Origin of the sequence: Cochlodiniinecator piscidefendens, assembly GCF_011326755.1 — a bacterium.
Lineage (GTDB): Bacteria > Pseudomonadota > Alphaproteobacteria > Rhodobacterales > Rhodobacteraceae > Cochlodiniinecator > Cochlodiniinecator piscidefendens.
In genome coordinates, this window is record NZ_JAAOIE010000003.1 from 139,126 (window position 1) to 155,943 (window position 16,818).

Below are 16,818 nucleotides of genomic sequence, written 5' to 3' on the forward strand. Positions count from 1 at the left end.
GCTCTTATGGCTAATATTAAACCTTTTTCATAAACGTTCACTTCCTTGATAGTGCTCTTGCGCCTTTGTCGTGCGTCGCTAATCTTGGTCAAAGTTGAACAAGGAGATTTCAGAGTGCGTCCCATTTTTCGGTGCTTGGCCGCCATGATCGCAATGAGTCTACCCGCAAATGCGGAAACCGTTAGCAGCTTTACACTCGACAACGGCATGGATGTTGTCGTGATCGAAGATCACCGCGCCCCTGTCGTTGTGCATATGGTTTGGTATCGAGTTGGCGCTGCGGATGAACCTGTGGGGAAATCGGGCATTGCGCATTTCTTGGAACACTTGATGTTCAAAGGAACGGATGATCTTGAACCGGGTGAATTCTCCGAAGTCGTTGCTGCGAATGGCGGCCGCGATAACGCGTTTACCAGCTGGGATTATACAGCTTATTTTCAGCGTGTTGCTGCAGATCGGTTGGATCTGATGATGACTATGGAAGCTGACCGGATGCGGAACCTTCAATTTTCCGATGAAGATATGGTCACTGAACGGGCTGTTGTTTTAGAGGAACGCAATCAAAGAACGGATAGCGATCCAGCAGCCCTTTTCCGGGAACAACGCAGTGCAGCCCAATATCTGAACCTTCCTTATAATATTCCGATAATTGGATGGCGCCATGAGATCGAAGCGTTGGACACTGAGGATGCTTTGGCATTTTACCGTCAATATTACGCACCGAACAATGCAATTTTAATTGTGGCTGGTGATGTGACCCCTGACGAAGTGCGCACTTTGGCTGAGGCGCATTACGGGCCGCTGCATCCGACAGAAGGTTTGGCCGAACGGCAACGCCCTCAGGAACCTCCACATTTGGTCGAGCGTCGGTTGCAGTTTGCGGACCCACGTATCGGAACCCCTTATGTATTGCGCAGCTACCTTGCCCCTGAACGCGATAGCGGTGCGCAAGAAGAAGCCGCCGCTTTGACAATGCTGGCGCAGGTGTTGGGTGGTAGCGGGATCACATCTGTACTGGCGCGTAAGCTGCAATTTGAAACGGATGCAGCAATTGATGCGTCGGCTTTTTATAACGGTACATCTTACGATGATACAACGTTCGGTGTTTATATTGTTCCGACTCCGGGCCAACCGCTCGATGAAGCAGAGCAGGCGCTGGACCGGGCGATTGCCGAATTTATGGACGAAGGTGTCGATGCGGAGCAATTGGATCGGATTAAGAGTCAGTTGCGCGCGGGGCAGGTTTACGATGACGATAATGTTGAGGGGCTCGCACGGCGGTATGGTGTTGCACTGACCTCTGGGCTGACGCTTGAGGATATTGCGGCTTGGCCTGATCTATTACAGGCGGTCACTGCAGAAGATATCATGGCTGCGGCACAGAATGTGTTTGATCGGCGCAATGCCGTGACGGGTTGGGTCGGTGCCCAGAATGAGGAGCGTGCAGAATGATGGTTCGAGCAGCAATAGCCCTAGTTGCCTGTTTAGGCATGGTTAAACTAGCCCATGCAGGCGTTGAGATCGAAGAAGTAACATCGCCAGGCGGAATTGACGCGTGGCTGGTTGAAGAACACTCAATTCCCTTTACGGCGCTCGAACTTTATTTTGAGGGCGGGACAAGCCTTGATCGCGAAGATGCGCTTGGGGCGACTTCGCTCATGATGGCGCTGCTGGAAGAGGGGGCGGGCGAAATGGATGCTCGTGCCTTTGCGGCTGCTCGTGAAGAACTAGCTGCTGACATCAGTTTTGATGCGGGGCTGGATTCAGTTACTGTTTCGGTGCGGTTTTTGACCGAAAATCGGAATGAGGCTATCGCGCTGTTACGCGCAGCTTTGAACGAGCCGCGGTTCGATACCGATGCAGTTGAGCGCGTGAGAGGGCAATTGACGTCTGTTATACGCTCGGATGAACAGGATCCTTCCTTTTTGGCGCGGCGTGCGTTCTATGAAAGTGCCTTTGAAGGGCACCCTTACGCCTATCCTTCAAACGGAACGGTTGAGAGCGTCGCGGCGTTGACGCGCGAAGACCTTATCACTGCAAAGGATGCTGTTATGGTGCGGGAACGTGTCCATGTTGGCGCTGTTGGTGATATTACAGCAGAAGAACTTGGTGCAATTTTGGATGAAGTTTTGACAGGCTTACCCGAAACCGGCGCTACCTTGCCAGCTGATATTGAGTTTAACCCGCCTGTTGGGCCGCTGATCGTGCCATACGATACATCGCAATCTCTTGCTCTATTTGCTCAGCAAGGAATCGATCGTGCATCACCGGACTTTTTCCCCGCATTTGTGATGAACCATATTTTGGGGGGTGGCGGATTTTCATCTCGTCTCACCGAAGAAGTCCGTGAAAAGCGCGGTCTGTCCTATGGGATCGCAACGTATTTGGTTCTTCGGAACCATGCCAATATGATCATGGGGCAGGTGGCGACCGCGAATGAAACGGCTGGTGACGTTATTGATGTGGTGCGCGATGAATGGCAGCGCATGGCAGATGGCGGTGTAACCGACGCAGAACTAAACGCTGCGATTACCTATCTGACTGGGGCGTATCCTTTGCGTTTCGATGGGAACAGCCGTATTGCGGGCACGCTTGCGAGTATGCAGATGGTGGGTTTGGATGTTGATTATATCAATACCAGAAATGATCAAGTTGCGGCTGTGACTCGTGAGGATATTGCCCGCGTTGCTGCCCAATATTTGAATTCCGATGATCTTTTCTTTGCGATTGCAGGACAGCCAGAGGGCATCGCTGAAGCACAATAAAGAAGATCAAACCGCGAACATTGGCCATGGTAGAATCGGCGTGCCACATGCTATCCCTTGTGGCATGTCGATAAAACCCGTCAATATAGGCGATAATGCCGTTAAGTCTGCACCAGTCATCCGTCAGCTTGATGATGCGGCGATCAACCGTATTGCTGCGGGCGAAGTGGTTGAGCGACCTGCAAGTGCGGTCAAAGAGCTGGTTGAAAATGCCCTAGATGCTGGCGCGCGTAGGATTGATGTTTCTTATGCGGATGGGGGTAAAACGCTGATCCGGGTTGTTGACGATGGCTGCGGGATATCAGCCGAGCAATTGCCGCTTGCGCTGTCGCGTCATGCTACGTCAAAAATTGACGGCTCCGACCTGCTGAATATCCATAGTTTTGGGTTTCGTGGCGAAGCGCTGCCATCCCTTGGGGCGGTTGGACGGTTGTCGATTACATCCCGTGTGACTGGTGAAGACGCCGCGACAATATCCGTTGCGGGTGGGCAGATGAGCGCGGTGAAACCAGCAGCATTAAACAGTGGCACGGTGGTTGAGTTGCGCGATCTCTTTTATGCGACACCGGCGCGACTAAAGTTTATGCGGACTGATCGTGCGGAGACCCAAGCGATCACCGACGTGATCAAACGTTTGGCAATGACCGAACCCTATGTCAGTTTTTCATTGCGAGATGTCTCTGGCGGAGGGGCTGGCCGAGAGACTTTTCGCGCTGACGGCGAAAGCGGCGATATGTTTGATGCGTTGCATGGGCGTTTGCGTCGTATTCTCGGGCCAGAATTTGCGGAAAACGCGTTGAAAATTGATGCTGAGCGCGAAGGCATTATGCTGACTGGATATGCGGCGTTGCCAACCTATTCGCGCGGATCTGCTGTTGCGCAATTTTTGTTTGTGAACGGGCGACCCGTGCGAGATAAGCTGCTGATCGGGGCGTTGCGTGGGGCTTACTTTGATTTTCTCAGTCGTGATCGCCATCCTGCGGCCGCGTTGTTTTTAGAATGCGAACCGGAGCGCGTTGACGTCAACGTGCACCCCGCCAAATCAGAGGTACGGTTTCGCGAACCCGGTGTTGCACGCAGTTTGATCGTCTCAGCAGTGCGCCATGCCTTGACCAATGCGGGGCATCGGGCATCAACAACCGTTGCTGATGCAACACTTGATGCTTTGCGGCCTGAACAAACGCGCGTGCCTAATCCTGCGCCACGTGTGTATCAAATGGACCGTCCGTCAATGGGCGCGCGCGGTGCTAGCTATCAAATGCAGGCCCCGTCCAGCGAAACTATGATGGGGTTTTCTGAGGTGTCGGTTCCATCAGGGCGGGTGGTCGTCCCTGAGCCTGTCGAAACATCACCAACAGATTTGCCGCTGGGGGCGGCGCGTGGTCAGGTGCATGAAAACTACATTATTGCCCAAACGCGCGACGGTATGGTGATCGTAGATCAACATGCCGCCCATGAACGGCTGGTGTATGAAAAGCTAAAAAAACAAATGGCCGAAAACGGCGTCGCTGCGCAGGCATTGCTGATTCCAGAGATTGTTGAGCTATCCGAAGGCGATTGCGCAGCTTTGCTTTCAATGGCTGATGCCTTTGCGAAGTTTGCTCTGGTGATCGAAGCGTTTGGAGGCGGCGCAATTGCGGTGCGTGAAACCCCCGCCATTCTGGGGAATGTTGATGCCCGTGGGATGTTGTTGGATATTTTGGACGAACTTGCGGATTTGGGCGAAAGTCAAACCCTTCAGGCACGTATTGAGGCCATCCTTAGCCGGGTTGCCTGCCATGGATCAATTCGGTCTGGCCGCTGGATGCGGGCCGAAGAAATGAATGCGCTGCTGCGCGAAATGGAGGCCACCCCTCATTCGGGGCAATGTAACCATGGGCGCCCGACCTATGTGGAACTTAAGCTTGCTGACATCGAAAGGTTGTTTGGACGCACATGATTGAAATTGCAGGTCAAAGCTATGCATGGAATGATCCGTTGGTGTTGATACCTGCGGCGATTATTGGGGCGGTTTTCTTACTTCTGATAATGGCGGTGCGGGCCGCTGGACGTTCTGCGCAGATGGCTGAGCCTTTGTCGCGGCAAATGGGGGCATTGGGGCAACGTGTGCAGATGCTTTCGGACGGACAGCAGCAATTAGCGGGCGGCTTGACCCATGTGTCAGAAGCCCAAGCGGCCTCTCAGGCCAATATGTTGCAATTGATGGAGCAAAGGCTTCAGGCCGTTCAGCAGCAGATGAACCAAAATCTGCATGGGTCAGCCCAACGCACTGCAAATTCACTGGGGGAACTTCAAAACCGTTTGAAAACCATTGATAAAGCGCAGGCAAACATCGAAAAACTGTCCGGTGACGTGCTGAGTTTGCAGGATATTTTATCCAACAAACAAACGCGTGGTGCGTTTGGTGAAATTCAGTTGAATGATATTGTGTCCAAAGCATTGCCAAGCGACAGCTATACCTTGCAGGCAACGCTTTCGAATGGGAAACGGGCGGATTGTTTGATCCATCTGCCAAACCCGCCAGGGCCGATCGTTGTCGATAGTAAATTCCCGCTAGAGGCCTATGAAGCCCTGCGCAATGCAAGCACGAAACCTGAACTCGAAGCGGCGGCGCGGATGATGCGCAGTTCCGTCAAGGCACACATAAAGGCGATTTCAGAAAAGTATATCATCGAGGGTGAAACCGCGGACGGGGCTTTGATGTTCTTGCCCTCTGAAGCCGTCTACGCAGAGCTTCACGCAAATTTCCCCGAGGTGGTGCGTGACGGGTTTGCTGCGCGTGTTTGGATCGTTTCTCCCACGACCTGCATGGCAACTCTGAACACGATGCGTGCTGTTTTGAAAGATGCGCGTATGCGCGAACAGGCCGGTGCCATTCGCAAAGAATTGGGTTTGCTTTATGGCGATGTGGGGCGGCTTGGTACACGCGTTGAAAATTTGGATCGCCATTTTGGGCAGGCGCAAAAAGACTTAGCCGAAATTAAAGTTTCGGCAGAAAAAGCAGGGCGCAGAGCAAAGCGTTTAGATAACTTCGATTTTGAGGAAGTCGCGCCAGAGGTCGAAGTCGTTTCGGAACCAAGCCTTGTATCTGCTGTAAAATCTACGGTGCAAAAATGACCTGTACCCTCCTGAACGCGCAGAACTACAAAAAGATGCTCTGGGCCAACGGGCTGGGGACAACAACCGAAGTGATAAAGGTTGAAGACGAAGAAGGATTGCTTTGGCGTATCTCGATGGCAATCGTGAACGAAGAAGGTGCGTTTTCGTCGCTCGTGGGTATTGATCGGACATTGATTGTGATTGATGGGCCGGGCTTTGACCTGATTGGTGATGAGTGCCCGCATTTGGCGCAACCGCTTGCTGCGGTTAGATTTTCGGGTGACATTGCGATTTCAGCAACCAACCTCGCTGGGCCCTCTGTTGATTTCAATGTCATGACAGCACGCCGCGCGTTTCACCACCAAGCAGAGGTTTTGCATGGTCAGCAGGAGTTTTCGCTAAAGGGGGATACCAATCTTATCTGTGCTTTGGGACAGGCTGTGGTGGGCAATAATGGTCAAAACCATTCGCTTGGGCCACGTGATGCTCTGATGGTAGACGGCCCAGAGGAGTTTGTTCTGAAGAATGACGCGCAGGTGATTGCGGTTGAGATTTTTCAGACCTGTTGATGAAAAAGGGCCAATCAAATGATCGGCCCCCTTATGATTATGCGTTGTAATCGTGTACAAACAATTCTTGCGCCAATGTATCAACCGTCGCGAGATATTGCTGCACGAGCTCCGCATTGTCGGGCGCAGCATGAACACCTGGTTCAATTTTGCCGCCAAGCACGCTTTCGACAGCAAGAGAAACTGGTACAGAGACCAAACGGGCCATAGCCGTGCCTTTTTCGTCACCCCAAGCGTCCATCACATACGTTTTGTGATATGGGGTTGAGTCATCTTTCTCGGCCTTAAGTTCAACACACATAATGACGCGATCAGGTTCGCCTTCATCGTAGGTGTTTTCGGCCCAAAAGCCGTCTGACATCTCTTGCAAGCGGGCATCACCTGAAGGGCCTGAAAGGGTTTCAATCTCTGCAAAGACGTCTTTCCATGCGTCTGCCCAGCCGTTTAGGCGCAACGTGCCACGTACGAATTCTTTGACGTTCCACGCTTTGTCAAAATGATATTCATCCATAAACGGTAGTGAATCGCGATTTGGATAAACTTCAAAGCTTTCGGCTGTGGCTAGGGGGGCATCGTAGCTCGAAATAGCATCCCACGGACGCGCAACATCTAAGGGTGCAAAGTCACGGATTGATTTTGAGGGAGAGCGGAGCGCCTTCAGCACGCCAACTGGTGACCAGCTAAATTTATAGCGAAACGGGTTCGGAATTTTGGGCACACCGCCGCAGTAAGATTTAAAGGTAAGGTCGTTTGATGCATCGTAGCCTGTAGAGGCTTTGTAATCAGCAACCAACCAATGTGCCATCAAGTGATCGATGCCGGGGTCCAATCCGATTTCATTAACCACCGCGACACCTGCGGCGCGCGCTTTGTCATCAAGATCACGCATTTCCGGGGCGATATAACTCGAAGAGACGAAATGGGCGCCTTTGCTGATGCAACGCTCTGCGACCGGAACGTGTAGGTCCCCCGGCAACATGGAAATGGCGATGTCGCCAGCCTTTAGCTCAGCTTCTAACGCATCAAGCGAAAACGCGTGGATGTTTTTTGTCAGGTCTCCGACGGCTTCTTCTGCTTTAGATGTCGTGCGGTTCCAGACGGTAACGTCGTGGCCTGCTTTGATTAGGCGACGCAACCCGGGAACAGCGGAAAGGCCAGTGCCACACCAATGGATAGTCATAGTTATGTCCTTCTCAAACGAGGTTTACATATGTGTTGAATTCAGCTTCTGCGCGGCCCCAAACCCCAGACGTTAGGTCGTCTAGAGTGAGCAACGAAGGCAGCAATTGTTCTGCATAATCCTGAGATGATTCAACAGGCAGCATCGAGGGTAGGTTATCAATGGCGGTGACATCGAGCACAGGCGCGTCGTGAACGCGCAGCGCGGGCGCATCCCATGTTGTCGCCTGATCGTAAACCGGAACAGGATTGTAATCACTGTCTGGGTCGCAGGCGACATCACCGATGACTGTAAGCTTGCGTTCCGAAGTTAGAGCCGACTTTGGAACAAATACGGGTGTTCCGGGACGGGCAAAAATACAGTTTAGGAAAAGATCGTGGTCTAGGATTTCTGGAAAAGGACCACCGTTGGCGGTTTCGTCCATATCCCATGCGGTGACGCCAATACCCAATGACGCACAAAGATCCGCAGCACCTGTGCCGACGCGCCCTTTTGCACCGATTACGATGGCAGTCGGGAAATCGACGTCAATAGCGTCTAGCTCAAGGCCAAGTTCATCTAGGAGCGCGCCCTGACCTGAATATACGCCAACGGGTCCGCAAACCTCTCCGCGTTGTTGGGCTGCCCAGCATTTTACGGTGACGGCGGCCCCAGCATAACCTGCCCAATATCCAAACGCTGCAACACGACGGCCAGCTTCGTCGACAAGATATTCTAAATCGTACAACGTACCGCCGCCAGCTTTGAACCTTTGAAGGAGCGCTTTGCCAGAATGCTGCCCTTTGTAGGCATGCCCAAACATGATGTGCTTGTGGGGTAGGGGGGTGCCGTCTTCGGGAAGCTCTTTTAGACCAAAGATAATGGCATCGAGCGGTGCGTTGGGCCAGCTGTTTTCAGCAGCGATTTCGCAACCAGTGGCACGATAGCCATCCATTTGTATGGCTCTGACTGAGCTTTCCTCGACGGTGACTTTGATCCCCTTATTCATCAACGCGGCAACGCCTTCGGGGGTAACGCCAACGCGGTCTTCGTTTTCGCGCTGCTCGGCGCGGACCCAGATATGTGTCATGGATGTGATCCTAAACTATGCCCAATTCAGCAGCGCGAACGACTGAGGGGCGTGATTTCATGGTCTCATGATGCTGGTTCAGCTTGGGATAGGTGGCGATGTCGACGCCATCCCCCGCAAGCCACGTGCATATGGTAAACAAATAGATATCTGCCAAGGTGATTTCCTCACCAAGAACAAAGGGTCCTGCGATGTTTTCTTCTACATAGCGGCAAGATTGAGCCATTGTTTCAGGCACCTTGGCGGTCATATCCTGGTGTGAACTTTGCGTATCGGCCCATCGATGGCCGCGGAGTTTGTGCGCGTGATTTACGTGCATGGTCGATGCAAGATAATACATCATTTCACGCATTTTTGCGGCTTTGAAGGGATCAGATGGCAGTAAGGACGATGATGTGGTGTGCTGCGCTAAGTATTCAAGCAATGCACCAGTTTCCGTCAGTATGCCTTCTGGGGTGACCAAGGCAGGCACCCGGCCTTTTGGATTGATTTTATGATAGGCGGCTTTGGTTTGTTCTGCGGCTGAGAAATCCACCCGAACCAAGTCGACGTCAATCCCAAGCTCGAAGCACGTTATTGCCGCTGCAGATGCGATAGTTCCGGGGGCGTAATGCAGTTGTAATTTCATATGTATCGTCCTCACACAAAAGTCCGAGCATGTGCGCGCTCTGGCGTATCTAGGTGAGGTGTGCTGCCAAACTGACCTAGGTGCAAGTCCTCACCGGAAATTGTTATGCGATGCAGGGAAGTGTGGCTGGTCGCGAGGAACACTTTGGCCGCCTGCGCGGGAGACAGATTTAGGATATGCCGCACGACTGCAGTGATGACGCCAGTAGAGGTAACGCACAACACCCGCGAACCCGATTGTGCAGCGTCTAGCAAAGCTGAAATGATTCGTGTCTCAAACGCACCGTATGTTTCGTATGGCCCGTCTATTTCGCCATTGATCCAATGGTCCAACACTTTCGGTACGTGCTGTTGAAATTCGGTGACCGAGTTTGGGAAGGTAATTCCCTTTTGTTGATCCAGCGCTTCGCCTAAAGAAAAGTAGGACATTTCATTTAGGCGATCGTCGGATTTCCGTGTTTTTTCAGATGCAAAGGGGATTCCGTCTGCGGTCTGCCGTTGACGTAGCAGTGTACCGCATACGACGTGATCATATTGATGTTCTGCCGCAAGATAGGTCCCCAGCCAATTGGCCTGCTGATGGCCTAAATCGCTGAGACGGTCATAAGATTTCTCGTCTTTCGCACCGGAATTTGCCTGCCCGTGACGCACCAATGTGATTTCTGTCATAGTTCACCTCTGTTGATCATAAAGCCCTACGAAAGTCAGCGGGAGGTTGGCAATGGGCATGATCCCAGAAGGTGATTTTTTTCAAAGCAAGGCCCTGCTTGGCGCTTTTGAACAAGAGCCTGTCGCGGATAGGGGCTTCGGGTTTTTCGGGCTGTGGTTTAAGCTGGACCGGTTAAGGAGCCAGCTATGACCAATATTCGTTTCACACTTGATGGAAAAGAAGTCGAAGCGCGCGAGGGCGAATCCATTTGGGAAGTCGCTAACGGGCGTGGACTGATTATTCCGCATCTCTGCCATAAGCCACAGCCGGGGTATCGTCCTGACGGAAACTGTCGTGCGTGTATGGTCGAAATCGAAGGCGAACGGACGCTGGCGGCTTCGTGTATTCGAACCCCATCAGAAGGCATGGTTGTTGTCACCGATTCAGTTCGGGCCAAAACAGCGCGTAAAATGGTTGTCGAAATGTTGGTTGCGGATCAGCCTGCCAAAGAAGAAGCGCACGACAAATCTTCCCACCTTTGGGATATGGCCGAGCTTAGCGGCGTCGAAGAAAGCCGTTTTCCAAAGTTGGAAGACGGTCATATTCCGCTGCTCGATGACAGCCATGTTGCAATGAGCGTCAATCTTGATGCGTGCATCCAGTGTGGTCTTTGTGTACGCGCCTGTCGCGAAGTTCAGGTAAACGATGTGATCGGCATGGCTGGCCGTGGTCACAACGCTTATCCAACATTTGATATGGCCGACCCAATGGGAGCGTCATCTTGTGTGGCTTGTGGCGAATGCGTGCAAGCATGCCCAACTGGTGCTTTGATGCCATCAACTGTGGTGAATGAAGATCAGGTTGGTGACAGTGCTGATTTTGATAGCGTAACCGAAAGCGTCTGCCCGTTCTGCGGTGTTGGCTGTAAGGTTTCGCTGAAGGTCAAAGATGGCAAAGTGAAATACGTTGAGGGGATCAACGGTCCTGCGAATGAGGGACGCCTCTGTGTGAAGGGCCGCTTTGGCTTTGATTACATTCATCACCCCCACCGTCTGACGACACCGCTGATCCGTCGCGACGATGCGCCTGCCAAAGGTTTGAATGTCGATCCCGGCGATTTGTCCACGCATTTCCGCGAAGCGACATGGGAAGAGGCGATGGACCTTGCTGGAACCAGTTTGAAAAAACTGCGCGAAGATCATGGTGGTCGTTCAGTTGCTGGCTTTGGTTCTGCGAAATGCACAAACGAAGAAGCGTATTTGTTCCAGAAGTTCATCCGCCAAGGCTTCAAACATAATAACGTCGACCACTGTACACGCCTGTGCCACGCTTCTTCTGTTGCGGCACTGATCGAAAACGTTGGGTCTGGTGCAGTTACTGCGACATTCAATGAAATTGAAAACGCAGATGTGGCGATCATGATCGGGTGTAACCCGGTTGAAAACCACCCCGTCGCTGCGACATATTTCAAACAGTTCACCAAACGCGGTGGCAAAATGATCGTGATGGACCCTCGTGGTGTTGGTCTGCGCCGGTTCTCAGATGAAATGTTGCAGTTCCGTCCTGGTGCTGACGTTTCAATGCTGAACGCGATTATGCACGTGATCGTCGAAGAAGAGCTTTACGATCAAGAGTATATCACGAAGTACACCGAAAATTGGGAAGCGGAAAAAGAGCATCTGAAAGCGTTCTCGCCTGAGGCAATGTCTGAAATCTGCGGTATTGAACCTGAGCAATTGCGCCGCGTTGCGCGCACCTTTGCCAATGCCAAAGCGGGTATGATTTTCTGGGGCATGGGTGTGTCACAGCACATTCACGGTACTGACAATTCGCGCTGCCTGATTTCACTGGCGTTGATGACAGGTAACGTTGGTAAACCCGGCGCTGGTCTGCACCCATTGCGTGGTCAGAACAACGTGCAGGGCGCGTCTGATGCTGGCCTGATTCCAATGTTCTTACCTGATTATCAATCCGTAACCGACGATGGTATTCGCAAAACGTTTACTGATGTTTGGGATGCTGATGATTTCAGCAATGAAAAAGGCCTGACTGTTACCGAAATCGTTGATCAGGTTTACGCAGGTAACATTAAAGGGATGTACATTCAGGGTGAAAACCCTGCGATGTCAGACCCGGATGCTGACCACGCGCGCGATGCATTTGCTAAGTTGGACCTGATGATCGTTCAGGATATCTTCCTGACGGAAACGGCCAATTTCGCCGATATTATTTTACCGGCATCTGCGCTTTATGAAAAGAACGGTACGGTGTCCAACACCAACCGTCAGGTGCAACGTGTTCGCCCGGCAGTTACCCCTCCGGGTGATGCGCGTGAAGACTGGAAAATCACGGTTGAGCTGGCACAGCGTATTGGTCTCAATTGGGATTATTCAGATGTGTCGCAGGTTTTCGCTGAGATGAAACTCAACATGAAATCGTTGAACAACATCACATGGGATCGTCTGAAAACAGAAACCATCACGTATCCGTCTTTGACGCCGACTGACCCTGGTCAGGCTATTGTGTTTGGAGATGGATTCCCACGCGAAGAGGGCCGCGCTAAATTTACACCTGCTAGCGTGATTGCACCTGATGAGGCACCGGATGCGGAATATCCGATGATCATGACCACAGGTCGCCAGTTGGAACACTGGCATACTGGTTCAATGACGCGGCGTTCACTGGTGTTGGATGCAGTTGAACCAGAAGCAAACTGTTCTCTTCACCCTAAAACATTGCGTGCAATGGGCGTTGAGCCGGGTGAAATGATCCGCCTGACAACGCGCCGCGGGAGCATCGAAATCATGGCACGTGCGGATCGCGCAATTGCTGAGGATATGGTGTTTGTTCCGTTTGCGTATGTTGAGGCTGCTGCGAATATTTTGACGAACTCTGCGGTAGACCCATATGGAAAAATCCCAGAATTTAAGTTTTCTGCAGTACGCGTTGAAAAAGCACAAAGCCAGATAGCGGCGGAATAAAGCTGCATTTAAGCTTGAGAAAAAGGGGCCTTACAGGCCCCTTTTTTGTGGCGGAAAGCTAGCCGAAGCAGAGTTTTAATCGTTTGGCTGCATAATCTGGTAGCCATTGTTGTCGAAGCCTTAAACCCTTGGCGCTCATATAAGCCGCGTGCCCGCGGGTTGATATCAATGACATCCAGCCGGACACTGCTATAATGCAATTGGGCGGCTTTTTCTTTCATGGCTGATAGTAGGGCGGTTCCTATACCCATATCTCTGGCTTTCGGCGAAACGAATATTCCATCCATAAGCAGGATATCAGGGTCCAGTGGGCGTTCTAATACGGACAAAACCATGCCGGGCCAAAACCCGCCAAACCAGCCGTAACTGTTACACAGTTCGTCTAGACCGCCGCCGATAAGGCTACCGGCACCAGTTTTATCCAGCTACGCCAATGAGTTCACCATTGGCTGCAAAGGCGCAAATCGCATGATTTGGATTCGCTACTTCGGTTAAATAGTTTAAAGCTTTGTCCTCTGGCTTCATAATAAGGCCGAGTTTGTTTTCAAAGGTTGCCCAAAATAATTGCGCAACGTTTGATGCATCTTCAGTTACAAAGCCGTGTCTTAGAGAAAAATGTGTGTCGTCCCGCATCCGTTTCCCTTGAGTTGAATAACAGGTAGGTGCAGGAATAAACGTCCACAAGTGGCGGCTGTTTAGGTGAACTCAGATCGCGAATTTTGCGACACCATTTTTTCTGCGCGATACCCTTTGCGACTGTTGCGGCGCAAAAGCGTATCGGCTGCCGATGCAGCCTCGCGTAAGTTGCCAAATAGATCAATTTTTTGGGATCCGTTGCGACCGACAAACCCCCATTCGCGTACGAGGGAGTATTCATTAAATAGATTGGCGCAGATTTCGATACGGTAAAACCGGTGAGATGCACCATTTTTGGGTGTAGAAAACAAAAGGCAGCTGATCATATCATCCCCAAGGTAGCGTCACGGGCAGCTGTGACAGACACTTATAACACGAATCTAACGACTACCGATTCGCACATCAAGAGAGAACCTCGAAACAGGTTATTGAGGAGGTGTTGACCAGTTCACGTCCCCCAGGAAAATATACCCTGCGCCGTAAATCGTTTTGATTAATCGGGGGTTTTTAGGATCTTCGCCGAGCTTTGTGCGCAAGCGAGAAATGCGAACATCCATTGCCCTATCGAAACTTTCGCCAGCAGCCCCCCCCAAAGTTTCCTGCATCTGTGCACGCGAAATAAGTCGCTTTGGCGCATCTAAAAACAAACGAAGCACTTCACCCTCAGCGTGGCTAAACGGTGTTTCGCAACCCTGAGTATCAATCAAAACATATCGATCAAAATGGGCTTGCCAGCCCTCAAAGTTGGCGACTGATGCAGGTTGTGTTGTGTCCCGGTTGCTGCGCAGTCGGACGCGAACTCGTGCCACTACTTCGGCGGGATCAAATGGTTTTATGATGTAGTCATCTGCGCCAAGTTCTAACCCGGTTACACGGTCCTGAACTTGGGCGCGGCCAGAAATGATAATGATGGCGGCACCGCTTTCCAATGCCAATCGATGTACCAAAGCAAGCCCATCCTTATCTGGCAGGCCGAGATCAACCAGGCAAACATCGGGTGCGGTTGAATTTAAGGCCGCCTCAAATTCGGTGGCGCGCCCAAATGTGGCTGTTCTAAATCCTGCTTCTTCCAATGCGTCAGATAGCATTTTTCGAATTTCGGGTTCATCATCTAGAATGGCAACCATAGGTGCGATCATGGGGCAGGCTCCATTGATAGAAAGGCCGCAAGTTCGGCTTTAGTAAAGGGTTTACTGAGTAGCGGATATTGTTTTGCGGCGCTGTCACGTTCCGGATGGCCCGGAGGGTAAGATGTCATGAGGCGTGCCGGGGGCGTTAACCCTTTTTCTGCTAAGTGATGCAACATGTCGAGCCCCGTCTTTTCGCCAGCGAGGGAAATATCCGATAAGATTAAATCAATTCCAGAGACCTCGGCCAGAGTTTCGCCTTCTTCAGCGGTGGCGGCTTCTATGACGCTGTGTCCCAATTCAACCAACATTTCGCGCACTGTCGTTCTGATATCTGGTGTATCTTCGACCAGCAATATCATACGAGGCGTATTGTTGTGGTCTGCCAGTTTGAGGGGCAATCGAACTCGAACCAGAGCGCCAGTTGCGGTATTGGTCATCTTTATCTGCCCTCCAGCAGATTTGGTCATATCGTAGACCATGGAAAGCCCAAGGCCAGAACCATCATCGCCCTTTGTTGTAAAAAAGGGGTCCATCGCGTGTTTTAGGGCCTTATCACTAAAGCCGGGACCGGTATCTGTAACAGTGATGTCGAGCCAAGTATCGCGAATTGGGGTTGCGGTTAATGTAATCGTCCCCGAATTTTCGCCGATGGCTGCGCGCGCATTTATAAGAAGGTTCAGTAGTGAATCTTGTAGAAACCCAGTATCAAGGTACAAGGGGTTTTCAAATCCAGATTGAAGTGTCACCAGTTCAATTGTGTCGGGTAGGTTCGAACGTGCCAGCATCGATATTTCGTTTAGGAATTGTGGTATCTCAACGGATGTGGGCCTTGCCTCTCGGTGGTGCGACATCTGCCCCAGTCGATTTAATATCGTGCCTCCGCGTCGCGCGGCTGACTGGGTCGCGTCGATTAGTTCCTTGGCGTCCTCCGGAAGTGACATCCGCGACAGGCGGCTTTGCGTGCCTAAGATGATTGTAAGCAAGTTCGCAAAATCATGTGCTAGCCCCGAGGTTAGTTTGGCTGCCAATTCGCGTTTATGTGTCTGGATCAATGCAGCTCTTGCTTGGGCCTCTTCGGTTACATCCATCGAAAGGATGTATACGCCTTCTATAGGTCCGTTACGCCGATCAGGTGTGAAGGCAACGCGAATGCGCCGACTGGATTCATCGTGAGTAAATTCAAAAACACTTGGTGTGCCTACATATGCGTTTTTCAAATAGGGGGTGATGTTTTCGTAGGCTTGATCGCCAAGTGCTTCTGAAATGTGTAAATCTAAAATGTTGCTCGGACGACCCGGCATGACAGAACTCAAGCGTCTGTTAGAAAATGTGTAATAGCCGCTTAAATCGACATGTGCGATATGGGCTGGCATCATTTCGGTTGTCATTCGGGTGCGGGCTTCCATATCAACGAGTTGGCGTTTTGTTTCTTCTAACGCGTTGATCGTCGCAGCCAGTTCGCGATTGGTTTGTGACAGTCGTTCTGCATGGGTCAATACCTGATCTGAAAGCTCCTCTGAGCGGGCCCGTAGCAGTTTTTCCTGTGATTTTGATTCTGTGATATCAGTGTAAACGGCAACCCAACCACCCTGCGGGAGTGGGTTTCCTTCGATGGAGATCATGCGTCCGTTTGGGCGTTCTCGTTCCACATAATGCGGCTCGAAAGCCAATGCCTGGTTCACGCGCGCGGTGACGAACCCTTCTGTGTCATCGATGTCGCCATACTCTCCGCGCTCAACTAAAAAGCGAATTGTGTCGGAAAACCGTGCGCCGACGTTTCCGAGGTTTGCGGGTAAATCGAACATTTCTTGGAAACGTTGATTGGAAACCGCTAACCGTAGATCGGAGTCATAAATCGATAAGGCTTGCTGAATGAGATTCAAACCTGATTGGGTAAGAGATGATTTTCTTGGGTTTTCCAGCGCCATTTCTCTCTCCTTCGCCCCACGGCTAACACTCAAGCCATTGAGGGAAAAGCCCCTGAGACAACTTGTTACAATTTGTTAGGATTGGGAAAAAATCAGGAAACCTTTGACCGCGAGAGTTTCCCAAGCAACCTTGGGGCGAAAAGAATCGACCTGTGTGGCTGTTAGTTGCCGGTGGGCAGCTTCTG

The 16,818-nt window shown here is 51.5% G+C and carries 15 protein-coding genes; 6 read left to right on the forward strand and 9 right to left on the reverse strand.

Going from position 1 to position 16,818, the window contains the following annotated elements; translation table 11 throughout:
• Positions 1-144: 144 nt before the first annotated feature.
• The 5 genes from G9C99_RS09525 (at position 145) to G9C99_RS09545 (ending at position 6,433) form a co-directional block, all read left to right on the forward strand.
• Positions 145-1,452 carry a M16 family metallopeptidase gene (locus G9C99_RS09525; RefSeq protein WP_166417629.1) on the forward strand — a complete coding sequence of 436 codons (1,308 nt, stop codon included), beginning with the start codon at positions 145-147 and terminating at the stop codon, positions 1,450-1,452.
• The gene (locus G9C99_RS09530; protein WP_331459987.1) at positions 1,449-2,765 is read left to right on the forward strand and encodes a M16 family metallopeptidase; all 1,317 of its coding nucleotides are present in this window, start codon (positions 1,449-1,451) and stop codon (positions 2,763-2,765) included. The genes G9C99_RS09525 and G9C99_RS09530 overlap by 4 nt, the downstream gene beginning before the upstream one ends.
• A gap of 64 nt (positions 2,766-2,829) precedes the next feature.
• Positions 2,830-4,704, forward strand: coding sequence for a DNA mismatch repair endonuclease MutL (mutL, locus tag G9C99_RS09535; protein WP_166417631.1), 1,875 nt, complete (start codon positions 2,830-2,832; stop codon positions 4,702-4,704).
• Positions 4,701-5,882, forward strand: coding sequence for a DNA recombination protein RmuC (locus G9C99_RS09540; RefSeq protein WP_166417269.1), 1,182 nt, complete (start codon positions 4,701-4,703; stop codon positions 5,880-5,882). The genes mutL and G9C99_RS09540 overlap by 4 nt, the downstream gene beginning before the upstream one ends.
• Positions 5,879-6,433 carry a HutD/Ves family protein gene (locus G9C99_RS09545; protein WP_166417270.1) on the forward strand — a complete coding sequence of 185 codons (555 nt, stop codon included), beginning with the start codon at positions 5,879-5,881 and terminating at the stop codon, positions 6,431-6,433. The genes G9C99_RS09540 and G9C99_RS09545 overlap by 4 nt, the downstream gene beginning before the upstream one ends.
• Before the next feature lie 37 nt (positions 6,434-6,470).
• Here G9C99_RS09545 and G9C99_RS09550 read toward each other — a convergent pair whose 3' ends face one another.
• Genes G9C99_RS09550 through G9C99_RS09565 form a run of 4 tightly spaced genes read right to left on the reverse strand, consistent with a single transcriptional unit; the run spans position 6,471 to position 9,978 of the window.
• Positions 6,471-7,613, reverse strand: coding sequence for a saccharopine dehydrogenase family protein (locus G9C99_RS09550; RefSeq protein ID WP_166417271.1), 1,143 nt, complete (start codon positions 7,611-7,613; stop codon positions 6,471-6,473).
• A gap of 13 nt (positions 7,614-7,626) precedes the next feature.
• The gene (locus G9C99_RS09555; RefSeq protein WP_166417272.1) at positions 7,627-8,682 is read right to left on the reverse strand and encodes a saccharopine dehydrogenase; all 1,056 of its coding nucleotides are present in this window, start codon (positions 8,680-8,682) and stop codon (positions 7,627-7,629) included.
• 10 nt (positions 8,683-8,692) lie between these two features.
• Positions 8,693-9,310 carry a glutathione S-transferase family protein gene (locus G9C99_RS09560; RefSeq protein ID WP_166417273.1) on the reverse strand — a complete coding sequence of 206 codons (618 nt, stop codon included), beginning with the start codon at positions 9,308-9,310 and terminating at the stop codon, positions 8,693-8,695.
• 11 nt (positions 9,311-9,321) lie between these two features.
• Positions 9,322-9,978, reverse strand: a complete 657-nt coding sequence (locus G9C99_RS09565; RefSeq protein ID WP_166417274.1) for a histidine phosphatase family protein — start codon at positions 9,976-9,978, stop codon at positions 9,322-9,324.
• A 186-nt stretch (positions 9,979-10,164) separates the two neighbouring features.
• On the opposite strand from G9C99_RS09565, the gene fdhF reads away from it, so the two are divergent.
• On the forward strand, positions 10,165-12,939 hold the full coding sequence (gene fdhF, locus G9C99_RS09570) for a formate dehydrogenase subunit alpha (protein WP_166417275.1): 2,775 nt from the start codon (positions 10,165-10,167) through the stop codon (positions 12,937-12,939).
• A gap of 8 nt (positions 12,940-12,947) precedes the next feature.
• Here fdhF and G9C99_RS18710 read toward each other — a convergent pair whose 3' ends face one another.
• The 5 genes from G9C99_RS18710 to G9C99_RS09595 all read right to left on the reverse strand — a co-directional run bounded on the left by G9C99_RS18710 (position 12,948) and on the right by G9C99_RS09595 (position 16,633).
• Complete coding sequence (locus G9C99_RS18710; protein ID WP_166417276.1) at positions 12,948-13,274, reverse strand: GNAT family N-acetyltransferase; 327 nt, start codon at positions 13,272-13,274, stop codon at positions 12,948-12,950.
• Positions 13,275-13,356: 82 nt separating this feature from the next.
• Complete coding sequence (locus tag G9C99_RS09580) at positions 13,357-13,572, reverse strand: hypothetical protein (RefSeq protein WP_166417277.1); 216 nt, start codon at positions 13,570-13,572, stop codon at positions 13,357-13,359.
• A gap of 62 nt (positions 13,573-13,634) precedes the next feature.
• On the reverse strand, positions 13,635-13,901 hold the full coding sequence (locus G9C99_RS09585) for a WGR domain-containing protein (protein WP_166417278.1): 267 nt from the start codon (positions 13,899-13,901) through the stop codon (positions 13,635-13,637).
• Positions 13,902-14,000: 99 nt separating this feature from the next.
• The gene (locus tag G9C99_RS09590; protein WP_166417279.1) at positions 14,001-14,714 is read right to left on the reverse strand and encodes a response regulator transcription factor; all 714 of its coding nucleotides are present in this window, start codon (positions 14,712-14,714) and stop codon (positions 14,001-14,003) included.
• Positions 14,711-16,633 carry a hybrid sensor histidine kinase/response regulator gene (locus G9C99_RS09595; RefSeq protein ID WP_166417280.1) on the reverse strand — a complete coding sequence of 641 codons (1,923 nt, stop codon included), beginning with the start codon at positions 16,631-16,633 and terminating at the stop codon, positions 14,711-14,713. Before G9C99_RS09595 ends, G9C99_RS09590 begins: the two co-directional genes overlap by 4 nt.
• Positions 16,634-16,818 lie beyond the last annotated feature (185 nt).